We start from the raw sequence: 12,289 nt of genomic DNA on the forward strand, positions 1-12,289 counted from the left end.
CCATCACGTCATGTGTCGATCATGTGTCGATCACTTCACTGTGCGTACCTGCTGGCGCATCACACCCCTGTCCTGGACAAGGGGAACCCCTATGGGCCGAGCGTTGGCTGCGTCCGCGTCCATACTGCGCCCACCACGAGCATGGGCATGGCGTGGGGTGGCGACGCCTGGCGTTTTACCGTCCCGCTCTTACTCGCCGCCTCCACCACGGGAGGATGGGGCTCGGCCGTCGGTGGTTATGACGCCCGGTTGCGGTGCCAGGTTCCGGGTGGCCCCCAACCACCCCTGGCCTTCACCGAGTACGTACCCATCACGGCCGTTGTGACGCTCCGTTGAACTATGCCAGTCGACCGCAATCCAGCGGTCCTTGAGGCTATTTTAAGCCAACTTTGCTGCACCGTAAGGGGGGAGAACCTGCATCCCGGACACCAGGAATCCCAGCAGGACAATGCTGGACATCCCCTCCTGAGTGCGTGTACATGTGGAGCCACCGCTAGCGGCGCAGATTGACATGGGGGTTTGCGATGCTATCGAGCGATACGCTCCGGCCCGAAGGCCGGACGACATGAACGCCCCTCACCCTCCGAAAGTGGCCGGAATCGATTCAACGGTTCCCCCGCCCACCCACACTGTCGCGCCGACGCCTGCCGCCACGGAAGCCCCCTCGGCCGCCCCTTCCGCCTCCACCGGCCCTTCCGGCCCCGGAGCGCTCCTCCAGGACCGGCTCGCCGCCTGGGTCTCCGATCTGACGACGCTCCACGAACTGACCGAACGCCTGGCCCGCACCGGCTCCCTCGCCGAAGCGCTCCAGGAAATGCTGCGCGCCGGAGCCGCCCTGGTGGGTGCCCGGCGCGGTCTTGTCGTACTGGAACCGCGCGACGGGCTCGGCCCGGACACCACGATCGGCCTGGGCCTGGGCCGCGCCGACCTCGGGCACATCGAGACCGTGCCGCGCAGTTCCCTGTCGTACGGCAGGATCCTCGACGGACTGCCGGGCGGGGAGCGCGGGATCGCCGAGCCCGACCTGTTCTCCGAGGACGGGCTCGACCCCCGCCACCGCGACGTGGCCGCCCGCCTCGGCTACGCCGCGAGCTACGCACTCCCCCTGTCCAGCGAGGCCGCCGGCCGCCTCGGCGCCGCCGTCTGGCTGTACGACGAACCGGCCGAACCGGTCGAACGTCAGCGCCACCTCGTCGGTCTGTACGCCCGATACGCCACCGAGCACCTGGCCCGCATGGTGGAGATCGAGCGCACACGCGCGTGCATGGCGACGATCACCCAGGAGCTCCTGCCCGCCCGGCTGCCCCGCATCCCCGGCGTCCAGCTCGCGGCACGCCGCCGCACGAGCCGCGCGCGGCGGCGGCGACTGGTACGACGCGCTACCGCTGCCCGACGGCGCGCTCGGGCTCGCCGTCGGGTCCGTCACCGGTTCGGGGCCGGGCGCGGTCGCCGCGACGGGCCGGCTGCGGGCCTCCCTGCGCGCGTACGCCGTGATGGAGGGCGAGGACCCGGTGGCGGTCCTCTCCGACCTGGAGCTGCTTCTGAGACTCACCGAACCCGCCCGCTCGGCCACCGCCCTGTTCGCGTACTGCGAACCCGCGCTGCGCAAGCTGACGCTCGCCGGGGCCGGGCACAGCCCGCCGCTGGTGATCGGCCCCAGACGCACCGAGTTCGTGGAGACCTCGCTGTCGGCGCCCCTGGGCATGCTGGCCTGCTGGGAGGCACCGAGCGTCGAACTGACCGCGGAGCCCGGCGAGACCGTGCTGCTCTACACCGACGGTCTGCTCCGGCGCACCGGCGACCCCATGGACCGCGCCTTCGCCCGGCTGCACGCGGCGGCCACGAGCGTGCCGAGGCCGCTGCGCATCGACCCGGGAGCGGTCGCCGACCACATCCTGCGGACGGTGCTCCCGGACGGGCTCGGCGAGGCCGACAGCACGGAGGACGTGGTGCTGCTGGCGGCCCGCTTCGAGTGAGCCGCCGGCCACGCCGGGTGACGGTCTCTTCCTGCCCGGGTCCCCTTCTGTACGACCGTACGATGGGGGTGGCCCAGTGCCGTATCCAAGGAGGATGACCGTGGCGGACGAGCTCACGCCTGAAACGCCGGAGACCCCGGAGCTTCAGGACGAGACCGAAGAGCCGATCAAGCAGCGCAAGAACGGCCTGTACCCGGGTGTGTCCGACGAGCTGGCCGAGAACATGAAGTCGGGCTGGGCCGACACCGAGCTGCACGACCTGAAGCCGATCGCCCAGGCCGCCGAGACCGCCGCCCGCCGCGCCGCGCTGTCCGCGCGCTTCCCGGGCGAGCGTCTGGTGATCCCCGCGGGCAACCTGAAGACCCGCTCGAACGACACGGAGTACCCCTTCCGCGCCTCCGTCGAGTACGCGTACCTCACCGGCAACCAGACCGAGGACGGCGTCCTGGTCCTGGAGCCCACCTCCGACGGCCACCGGGCGACCCTCTATCTGCTGCCCCGCTCCGACCGGGAGAACGGCGAGTTCTGGCTCTCCGGCCAGGGCGAGCTGTGGGTGGGCCGCCGCCACTCGCTCACCGAGGCGGAGAAGCTGTACGGCATCCCGGCCTCGGACGTGCGCGAGCTGCCCCAGAAGCTGAAGGAGGCCACCGGCCCGGTCCGCGTGGTGCGCGGGTACGACGCGGGCGTCGAGACCGCGCTCCACGACAAGGTCACCGCCGAGCGGGACGACGAGCTGCGGGTCTTCCTCTCCGAGATGCGCCTGGTCAAGGACGCGTTCGAGGTCGGCGAGCTGCAGAAGGCGGTCGACTCGACCGTACGCGGCTTCGAGGACGTGGTGAAGGTCCTCGACAAGGCGGAGGCGACCTCCGAGCGTTACATCGAGGGCACGTTCTTCCTCCGCGCGCGCGTGGAGGGCAACGACGTGGGCTACGGCACCATCGCCGCGGCCGGACCGCACGCCTGCACGCTGCACTGGGTGCGCAACGACGGCCCGGTCCGCTCGGGTGACCTGCTCCTGCTGGACGCGGGCGTGGAGACGCACACGTACTACACCGCCGACGTCACACGGACCCTGCCGGTCAACGGCCGCTTCAGCGAGATCCAGAAGAAGATCTACGACGCGGTGTACGAGGCCCAGGAGGCCGGTATCGCGGCGGTGAAGCCGGGCGCCAAGTACCGCGACTTCCACGACGCCGCGCAGCGCGTGCTCGCCGAGCGGCTCGTCGAGTGGGGCCTCGTCGAGGGCCCGGTGGAGCGGGTCCTGGAGCTGGGCCTGCAGCGCCGCTGGACCCTGCACGGCACGGGCCACATGCTCGGCATGGACGTCCACGACTGCGCGGCCGCGCGGACCGAGACCTATGTGGACGGCGTCCTGGAGCCCGGCATGGTGCTCACGGTGGAGCCGGGCCTGTACTTCCAGGCGGACGACCTGACCGTCCCGGAGGAGTACCGCGGCATCGGCGTCCGCATCGAGGACGACATCCTGGTCACCGAGGACGGCAACCGGAACCTCTCGGCGGGCCTGCCGCGCCGCTCCGACGAGGTCGAGCAGTGGATGGCGTCCCTGAAGGGCTGACACGCGAACTGCGGCACGAGCGTCAGGAGCGAAGGGCCGGGTACCACTGGTGCCCGGCCCTCCGTACGGGGTCCGGGGCCCCTCGGCTCGGTTCCGCGGTCACGGCGGGTGAGACAGGGAACGGAACAGAGCTGGTGAAGTCCGGCCTCTCGACGTCGAGTTGGTCGAGCATGCGCTCGTGCGGCGGCGGCAGGTCCCGGCCGTGGAGGACTCCACGCAGCACGGTCCCGCAGGGCACTACACCGCCATCAGCGGGGAGTCGTTGCGCCACTTGAGGATCTTGTCGAAGCTCACCACCGCGCCACCCCGGCCAGGCTTGTTGCCGATGTGCACATGGTCGGCGAGTTCCTCGATGAGACCCAGGCCACGGCCGTGCTCGGCGTCCGCACACACCGGGCGGGTCACCGTACGAGGTCTGCCGGCGGGGAAACCCGGGCCCGAGTCGGCGACTTCGATGCGGCACTTCTCGCCGTCGAGGTAGGCCGTGACCCGGTACGCCTCCGACACACCGCCGTTCGCGGTGCCGCCCCCGTGCTCGACCGCGTTGGCGCAGGCCTCGGTGAGGGCGACGGAGAGGTCGTAGGAGATGTCCGGATCGACGCCCGCGGTCTCCATCGTGCCCAGCAGGAGCCGTCGGGCGAGCGGCACGCTCGCAGCTTCGCGCCGCAGATGGAGTGACCACCAGATGCTCATGCTCCAGCCTCCTGGCCGCGGCTCGACATACCGTTACGTATTGCCACGCCTGCCGGGGGGCAATCGCCCGATTGTCGACTTCCCGCTCGTTCGGCGGATGCGCCGGGGCGGGGATCGGGTGTATGCGGGCACGACTCGAGGACGGGCCACCAGAACGTGATCTTCCGGATCACTGTTCCGATTACCACATTTACGTCATCTTGCGGACCTGCTGTACGGCCCCGCCGAGACCGGTGGGATGATGAGGCCGCCATGAGTGCCCCCCACCCGCGCACGGCGCGCGCCGGATGCGATCTCCGGATTCTGCGGGCCGCGGTGTTCGCCGCGGTCTGTGTCGTGCTGGCCGCGGCCGGGCACGGGCTCGCCTCCTGCGCCACGGTCCCGCTGTGGACGCTGGGCGCCGGCGCGCTCGGCATGTTCGCCGTCGCCGCCCTGCTCGCCGGGCGGGAGCGCTCGCTGCCGGGCATCGCGACGGTCCTCGCGGTGGGCCAGGTCGTGCTGCACACGCTGTTCGGGCTCGGGCAGCACTCCGGCGCCATGACGTCCAAGGCGATGTCCACGGCCGACGCCGCACTCGTGGCCCGGGCCGCGCACCTGCTGTGCGGCGCCACCGCGGCGACGATCTCCCCCGCACACGCCCAGAAGATCCTCTCCGACGCGCGGCTCGCCACGGCGGCGGACACGGCCGCCGCGCACCACCCGGCCGACGCCCTGTCGGCCGCCGGCTCATGGTGGTCGGTCCTGCCGTCCCTGCCCATGCTGCTCGGGCACGTCCTCGCGGCCGTCGCCGCCGGATGGGTGCTGCGCCGTGGGGACATGGCGCTGCTGCGACTAATGCGGCTGTCGGCGCACGGGGCCGCAGAGGGGGCGCTCGTACGGTCCCTGAGCTCGTCGTTCGCCCTCGCGCGCGCCCTCCTGGCCGGGCTCCCCGGCGCGCCCGACGCGAGGCCGCGCGCCCCGCGCACCGTCTTCCTTCTGCCGTCGAAGCCGCGGACGACCACGCTGCAGCACACGGTGATCCGACGCGGACCGCCCTCCTCCACTCCGTTCGTCCTCGCTGCCTGACGCGACCGCACCGCTCCACCCGTCCGTACGGGAGAGGCTGTCGTCGCGCGGCACGCGCGCGTGCCCACACGAAGGAACCGGCCACGGCCGCGATCACCCCTGCGCACGCGCATCTCTCGTCGTCAACGGACTCTCACTCGAAGTGGAGTGGTCTCAAGCCATGAAGGCCATCAAGGGTTCCCTGAAGGGCTCCCGCATCGCCGTCGCCGGTGCCGCCGCCGCATCGGCCGTCCTCGTCCTGTCCGCGCCCGCCTTCGCGCACGTGACCGTGCAGCCGGAGGGTCAGGCCGCCAAGGGCGCTTACGCGGTCGTCGACTTCAAGGTCCCGAACGAGCGGGACGACGCCTCGACCACCAAGCTCGAGGTCAGCCTCCCGACCGACCACCCGCTGGCCTCGGTGATGCCTCAGCCGGTCGACGGCTGGAAGGTGCAGGTCACCAAGTCCAAGCTCGCCAAGCCGCTCTCGATGCACGGCCGGCAGATCAACGAGGCCGTGTCCAAGGTCACCTGGACCGCCACCGGCAAGGGCATCGAGCCGGGCTACTTCCAGAAGTTCCCGCTCTCGGTCGGCCAGCTGCCCGAGAACACCGACCAGCTCGTCTTCAAGGCCCTCCAGACGTACTCCGACAACGAGGTGGTGCGCTGGATCGAGCCGCAGAAGGAAGGTCAGGAAGAGCCCGAGAAACCAGCCCCGGTGCTCGAGCTGGCCTCCGCCTCCTCCTCCGGCCACCACGGCTCCACGGCCGAGGACGCCTCCGACCCCACGTCGCCCGCCAAGGACACCGCCGCCGACACCTCCTCCGGCGGCACCGACACCACCGCCCGAGTCCTCGGCGTCGTCGGCATCGTCGTCGGCGCGGCGGGCGTGGCGTACGGCGTCCTGGCCGCCGCCGACGCACCGCCGACGCCTGAGCACCACCTCGCCTCCGGGCACGCGCAGGGGTCGTACGACAACGCGGCGACGCGACACGTACGGCCCCGGCGCACCCGTAAGCACTGACATCTGGGACATTTCTCTATGCGCACCAAGAAGACGTTCGCAGCGGCCGCGCTCCTCGCCACCGCCGCGCTCACCCTCACCGCCTGCGGGTCCGGCGACAGCGGCGACAAGCCGGTCGCCGTCGTGTCCGCGGAGCCCGGCTCCGACAAGGCCGGAACGGTGCTGGACCAGCCGTTCGAGAAGCCGGACCTCGTCCTCACCGACACCCACGGCAAGAAGTACGACCTCCGCGCGCAGACCAAGGACAGGCCGACGCTGATCTACTTCGGCTACACCCACTGCCCCGACGTCTGCCCGCTGACGATGAACAACCTCGCCGTCGCCAAGAAGGAGGTGGACCGGAGCAAGCAACTGACCCAGGCGCAGAAGGACTCGCTGCGAATCGTCTTCGTGACCACCGACCCTGAGCGCGACACCCCCTCGGCGCTCGGCACATGGCTCAAGGGCATCGACCCGTCCATCGTGGGCCTGACCGGCGACTTCTCCACCATCCAGGCCGGCGCCCGCACCCTCGGCATCAGCATCGAGCCGCCGAAGAAGGACAAGGACGGCAAGATCGTCTCCACCCACGGCACCCAGGTCATCGCGTTCTCGCCGAAGACCAATGGGGGTTACGTGGTCTACGGCCAGGACGCCACCGTCGACGACTACATCCGCGACATACCCAAGATCATCAAGGGGGAGAACCCGTGAGCCGCCGCCTCGGCGGCCCCGTCGCGATGCTGGCCGCGGGGATGGTCCTCGCCGGCTGCGGCGGACTGGTGCTCGTCGGCTGCGGCGGCTCGGGCGGCTCCTCCGCCGAGCCGGAACTGAAGGTCACCGGCGCCTACATGCCCCAGCCCGTCACCGCCGACATGGCTGCCGGCTTCTTCACCGTCACCAACTCCGGCGGCGCCGACACCCTCACCTCCGTCACCAGCGGCCTCGCCGGCGACGTCACGCTGCACTCCACCGAGGGCGGCGCCATGGAGGAGGAGAAGTCGTTCGCCGTGCCCGCGCACGGCGAGCTGGACTTCACCAGCGGTGGCAACCACCTCATGTTCGAAAAGCTCACCCACAAGCCGAAACAGGGCGACAAGGTGTCCGTACAGCTCCACTTCGCGAAATCCGGAACGGTCACCGTCGAGATGCCCGTGAAGCCGGCGACGTACAACCCGAAGACCGGCCACTGAGGGAGGCACCACCGTGACGCAGGCCATCGCTCCCGGCGGGCGCGCCGTTCCGAGCACCATCCATACGGCGTCCCGGCGCACGGTCCGCATCCGCGCGGCCCGCCTGCTGCTGACGCTGCTGCTCGCCGTCGCGGGCGGGCTGTTCGCCGGCGCCGCGCCCGCCTCCGCGCACGCGGCACTGCTCGGCAGCGACCCCGCGCAGGGAGTGGTGGTCGACAAGGCGCCCACCCAGGTCACGCTCACCTTCTCCGAGCAGGTCGCGTTCTCGGACAGCTCGCTGCGCGTCCTCGACCCCCGGGGGCAGCGCGTCGACACCGGGAAGCCGACCAACCTCAGTGGCACGACCTACGGCGTGCAGCTGCGGCCGGGGCTCCCGGGCGGCACCTACACCGTCACCTACCAGGTGGTGTCCGCCGACAGCCACCCCGTCTCCGGAGCCTTCACCTTCTCCATCGGCGCCCCCTCCGCGACCACGGTCTCCGCCTCCGGTCCGACCGTGGGCGGCGGGGTCGTCGGCACCCTCTACGGGATCGGGCGGTACGTCTCCTACGCCGGGTACATCGTGCTGATCGGCGGAGCGGCCTTCGTACTCGCCTGCTGGCAGCGGGGCGCTGGGGTGCGGGCCGTGCAGCGGCTCGTCGTCTCCGGGTGGGTGGCCCTCACCTCGGCCACCCTCGCGCTGCTGCTCCTGCGCGGCTCGTACACCGGCTCGGGCAAGGTCGCCGACATCTTCGACCTGTCCCTGATCGGGCAGGTGCTGCAGACCAAGGCGGGGGCGGCGCTGGTGTCCCGGCTGCTGCTGCTCGCGGCCGCGGCGCTGTTCATCGCGGTGCTGTTCGGCGCCTATGTGAGGCGGGACGCGGAAGAGGCGGCCGCCGGGGCGGATGCCGGGGAGGCCGCCCCGGATGCGGACGCCGGGGAGGGCGCCGTCGATCCGTCCGCCGAGAAGCGGGACCTCACCTTCGGGCTCGCCATCGGCGGAACCGTGATCGCGGCGGGGCTCGCGGCGACCTGGGCGATGGCCGAACACGCCTCGACCGGCATCCAGACGGGCATCGCGATGCCCGTCGACGTCCTGCACCTGCTGGCGGTCGCCGTCTGGCTGGGCGGACTCGCCACGCTGCTCGTCGCGCTGTACCGGGCGCCGTCGATGGGGGCGGCAGCCGTACGGCGTTTCTCGCGCCTCGCGTTCGGCAGCGTCGTGACGCTGGCCGCGACCGGGGTCTACCAGTCCTGGCGCCAGGTCGGCTCCTGGTCGGCGCTGACCGGTACGACATACGGGCAGCTGCTGCTGGTGAAGGTCGGCCTGGTCGCCGTCCTCATCGGGATCGCGTGGATCTCGCGGCGGTGGACGGCCCGGCTGGCGGACGCTCCAGCCGACGTCGCGCAGGACACGGCCCAGAAGAAGCGGGCGACGGTCGCGGCGCAGGCGTCGGCGCAGGCATCGGCATCGGCGTCGGCATCGGCATCGGCATCGGCGTCGGCGTCGGCGTCGGACGAGGAGACGTCGGCGGAGGCGAGCGGGCCGGAAGCCTCCCGGGCGGAAGGCGCCTCCCGTACGGCCGGAGCGTCCGGCAAGGCGTCCGCGGGGTCCGGTGACTCCGAGCGTGCCGCCCAGCTCGCCCGGCAGCGGGCGGCCGTGGCCGCCGCACGCGCCAAGCGGGTGCGGGACGCCGACCCCGTCCGTACCGGGCTGCGGCGCTCCGTCCTCGCCGAGGCGGCCGTCGCCGTCGTCCTGCTCGCCGTCACCACCGCACTGACCACCACGGAACCCGGGCGCACGGAAGAGGCGGCCAAGGCGCTCACCGGCTCCGCCACATCGCAGCGCTCCGGGTCCCTGTCGCTGAACATCCCCTTCGACACGGGCGGCCAGGACGGCAAGGGCACCGTGCGGCTCACCCTCGACCCGGCCCGCGTCGGCGGCAACGTGCTGCACGTCTACGTGACGCGCCCGAACGGCAAGGCCTTCGACGTCCCGGAGGTGAAGGTCGCCTTCACGCTTCAGGCCAGGGACATCGGACCGCTGCCGATCGCGCCCGACCACGTCGCCACCGGCCACTGGTCGGCGAGCGGTGTCCAGATCCCCATGGCGGGCGACTGGAAGATCGAGGTGACCGTGCGGACCTCCGACATCGACCAAGTGACCGTGAACAAGAACGCGCAGATCGGCTGAACCCCACGATGGCTGACCAGTCCACCGACACCACCACCCCCAGAGCGGCCATCACACGGCGACGGCTCCTCGGCACCGCGGGCGCCACCGGCCTCGCGCTCGGGGCCGCGGGCGGGGCCGCCGGATACGCCGCCGCGCCCGCCGAGAAGAGCGCTCCGCTGACCTCGCTGGGCGCGGACCGGGCGACGTTTCACGGGAAACATCAGCCCGGCATCACCGACGCCCTCCAGGCCCGCGGCCACCTCGTCGCCTTCGACCTGGCGGCGGGCGCCGCCGCAAGGAGGCCGCCGCACTGCTGCGCCGCTGGTCCACCACCGCCGAGCGGCTGATGGCGGGCGAACCGGCCGCGCACGACGACACCGACGTCGCCCGTGACGCCGGCCCCTCCTCCCTGACGGTCACCTTCGGCTTCGGACACAGCTTCTTCTCCCGTACCGGACTGGAGAATCAGCGCCCGGACGCCCTGGACCCGCTGCCCGACTTCTCCTCCGACCGTCTCGACAAGTCCCGCAGCGAGGGCGACCTGTGGGTGCAGATCGGCGCCAACGACGCGCTCGTCGCCTTCCACGCCCTGCGCGCGATCCAGAAGGACGCGGGCGGCGCGGCCCGGCTGCGCTGGCAGATGAACGGCTTCAACCGCTCGCCGGGCGCGACCGCGCACCCCATGACCGCCCGCAACCTCATGGGCCAGATCGACGGCACCCGCAACCCCAAGCCCAGCGACACCGACTTCGACCAGCGCATCTTCGTGCCCGCGTCCGGCGACCCGGCGTGGATGGCGAACGGCTCCTACGCCGTCGTACGCCGCATCCGCATGCTCCTCGACGACTGGGAGAAGCTCTCGCTCAAGGCCCAGGAGGACGTCATAGGCCGCCGCAAGTCCGACGGGGCACCGCTCAGCGGCGGCACCGAGACCAGCGAGATGGACCTGGAGAAGACCGACGCCGACGGCAAGCTGGTCGTCCCGATCAACGCCCACGCACGGATCACCCGACCCGACCAGAACGGCGGCGCGGCGATGCTCCGCCGCCCGTTCTCCTACCACGACGGTTTCGACGCGGACGGGACACCGGACGCGGGCCTGCTCTTCATCTGCTGGCAGGCGGATCCGCTGCGCGGCTTCGTGACCGTGCAGCGCAAGCTCGACCGGGGGGACGCGCTGTCGCAGTACATACGCCACGAGGCGAGCGGCCTGTTCGCGGTGCCGGGCGGCGCGGCGAAGGGGGAGTACGTGGGGCAGCGGTTGCTGGAGGGGTAGGGCCTGTCTTCTTCGGATCAGGCCGGCTGGGGCAGGCCCTCGATGGGGTGCCCTTTCCCCAGCTGCGAGCCGCGCGTCGGCACGGCGCATTAGGGTGAGGGCATGCCAGCCAGCTATGCGTATCTCGGTCCCGAGGGCACCTTCACCGAGGTCGCCCTCCGTACGCTGCCCGAGGCCGCGACCCGTGAGCTCGTCCCGATGGTGTCCGTCCCGGCGGCGCTCGACGCCGTCCGCAGCGGCGAGGCGGAGGCCGCCTTCGTGCCGATCGAGAACTCGGTGGAGGGCGGCATCACCACCACGCTCGACGAACTGGTCGCCGGCGAGCCGCTGATGATCTACCGCGAGGTGCTCCTGTCGATCACCTTCGCGCTGCTCGTCCGCCCCGGCACGAAGCTCTCCGAGATCAAGACGGTCACCGCGCACCCCGCCGCCCAGCCCCAGGTCCGCAACTGGCTGAAGGCCAACCTCCCGGACGCCGTCTGGGAGTCTGCGGCGTCGAACGCGGACGGCGCCCGCCTGGTCCAGGAGGGCCGCTACGACGCGGCGTTCGCAGGTGAGTTCGCCGCCGCCCGCTACGGCCTCGAGGCGCTGGAGACCGGCATCCACGACGCGGAGAACGCGCAGACACGGTTCGTGCTGGTCGGCCGGCCCGCCCGGCCGGCCGCACCGACGGGCGCGGACAAGACCTCCGTCGTGCTGTGGCAGCGGGACGACCACCCCGGTGGGCTGCGCGACCTGCTGGGCGAGTTCGCCGTGCGGGGCATCAACCTGATGCTGCTCCAGTCCCGCCCGACGGGAGCCGGCATCGGGAACTACTGCTTCTGCATCGACGCCGAGGGCCACATCTCGGACCGCCGGGTCGCCGAGGCACTGATGGGGCTGAAGCGGATCTGCCTGCAGGTGCGGTTCCTCGGCTCGTACCCGCGGGCGGACATCGAGCCGGACGCCGTGCGGGCCCCGCTGCCGGGGACGTCGGACGACGAGTTCGCCTCGGCCGCGGACTGGGTGGCGCGCTGCCAGGACGGCCGGTTCTAGCGTCTCGTCCTACCTGCAGATTTTCGTTGTCCACAGAAGTTATCCACAGGCGCCGTTCTCGATCTGGGGACAAGTCGACAGCGCGGCATCATTGAGTCGACAAATCGCTCTACGGACCCCCGGCCGTCCACCATCGCGTACGCCACAGTTGTCCACCTGTTTCTTTCGATCAACCCGTTGGAGCGACCTCTTTCCACCCGAAAGTGCGGATGACGGTGGTTTGAACCAGGAATTCGGCGCCTCCCACAGAGCTTTCGGAATGATCACCTCCGGTGTCCACAGATCTTCCGCACAGCCTGTGGATAACCCTTCGGGGCTTGTGGACGCCTGTGGACGAGCGA

At 71.3% G+C, this 12,289-nt stretch carries 8 protein-coding genes and 2 pseudogenes; 9 read left to right on the forward strand and 1 reads right to left on the reverse strand.

Going from position 1 to position 12,289, the window contains the following annotated elements; all coding sequences use genetic code 11:
- Nucleotides 1-589: 589 nt before the first annotated feature.
- Both N8I84_RS20415 and N8I84_RS20420 read left to right on the forward strand, forming a co-directional pair.
- Nucleotides 590-1,976, forward strand: a pseudogene (locus N8I84_RS20415) (PP2C family protein-serine/threonine phosphatase).
- A 100-nt stretch (nucleotides 1,977-2,076) separates the two neighbouring features.
- Nucleotides 2,077-3,552: an aminopeptidase P family protein gene (locus tag N8I84_RS20420; RefSeq protein WP_263230853.1), complete on the forward strand. Its 1,476-nt coding sequence runs from the start codon at nucleotides 2,077-2,079 to the stop codon at nucleotides 3,550-3,552.
- A gap of 237 nt (nucleotides 3,553-3,789) precedes the next feature.
- Here the strand turns inward: N8I84_RS20420 and N8I84_RS20425 are convergent, their stop codons facing one another.
- Nucleotides 3,790-4,245, reverse strand: a complete 456-nt coding sequence (locus tag N8I84_RS20425; protein ID WP_263230854.1) for an ATP-binding protein — start codon at nucleotides 4,243-4,245, stop codon at nucleotides 3,790-3,792.
- A gap of 252 nt (nucleotides 4,246-4,497) precedes the next feature.
- Here N8I84_RS20425 and N8I84_RS20430 point away from each other — a divergent pair, with 252 nt between their 5' ends.
- The 7 genes and pseudogenes from N8I84_RS20430 (at nucleotide 4,498) to pheA (ending at nucleotide 11,948) form a co-directional block, all read left to right on the forward strand.
- On the forward strand, nucleotides 4,498-5,310 hold the full coding sequence (locus N8I84_RS20430) for a hypothetical protein (RefSeq protein ID WP_263230855.1): 813 nt from the start codon (nucleotides 4,498-4,500) through the stop codon (nucleotides 5,308-5,310).
- Between the two features lie 181 nt (nucleotides 5,311-5,491).
- Entirely contained in the window at nucleotides 5,492-6,310 is an 819-nt protein-coding gene (locus tag N8I84_RS20435) for a YcnI family copper-binding membrane protein (RefSeq protein ID WP_263234832.1), read from the forward strand.
- An 18-nt stretch (nucleotides 6,311-6,328) separates the two neighbouring features.
- Entirely contained in the window at nucleotides 6,329-7,003 is a 675-nt protein-coding gene (locus N8I84_RS20440; RefSeq protein WP_263230856.1) for an SCO family protein, read from the forward strand.
- A 26-nt stretch (nucleotides 7,004-7,029) separates the two neighbouring features.
- Nucleotides 7,030-7,482, forward strand: a complete 453-nt coding sequence (locus tag N8I84_RS20445; RefSeq protein WP_390899045.1) for a copper chaperone PCu(A)C — start codon at nucleotides 7,030-7,032, stop codon at nucleotides 7,480-7,482.
- A gap of 58 nt (nucleotides 7,483-7,540) precedes the next feature.
- Entirely contained in the window at nucleotides 7,541-9,655 is a 2,115-nt protein-coding gene (locus tag N8I84_RS20450) for a copper resistance protein CopC (protein WP_263234834.1), read from the forward strand.
- Nucleotides 9,656-9,663: 8 nt separating this feature from the next.
- Nucleotides 9,664-10,913 (forward strand): annotated as a pseudogene (gene efeB / locus N8I84_RS20455) (iron uptake transporter deferrochelatase/peroxidase subunit).
- 102 nt (nucleotides 10,914-11,015) lie between these two features.
- A complete protein-coding gene (pheA, locus tag N8I84_RS20460) occupies nucleotides 11,016-11,948 on the forward strand; it encodes a prephenate dehydratase (RefSeq protein WP_200421689.1) in 933 nt (310 codons plus the stop codon).
- The last annotated feature ends 341 nt before the right edge of the window (nucleotides 11,949-12,289 follow it).

The organism is Streptomyces cynarae, assembly GCF_025642135.1.
Taxonomy (GTDB): domain Bacteria; phylum Actinomycetota; class Actinomycetes; order Streptomycetales; family Streptomycetaceae; genus Streptomyces; species Streptomyces cynarae.

What these genes read in the sequence shown, in the direction of transcription:
- N8I84_RS20425 (WP_263230854.1), bottom strand. Translation starts at nt 4,245, where the DNA reads ATGAGCATCTGGTGGTCACTCCATCTGCGGCGCGAAGCTGCGAGCGTG.
- N8I84_RS20430 (WP_263230855.1), top strand. Translation starts at nt 4,498, where the DNA reads ATGAGTGCCCCCCACCCGCGCACGGCGCGCGCCGGATGCGATCTCCGG.
- N8I84_RS20440 (WP_263230856.1), top strand. Translation starts at nt 6,329, where the DNA reads ATGCGCACCAAGAAGACGTTCGCAGCGGCCGCGCTCCTCGCCACCGCC.
- N8I84_RS20445 (WP_390899045.1), top strand. Translation starts at nt 7,030, where the DNA reads ATGCTGGCCGCGGGGATGGTCCTCGCCGGCTGCGGCGGACTGGTGCTC.
- pheA (WP_200421689.1), top strand. Translation starts at nt 11,016, where the DNA reads ATGCCAGCCAGCTATGCGTATCTCGGTCCCGAGGGCACCTTCACCGAG.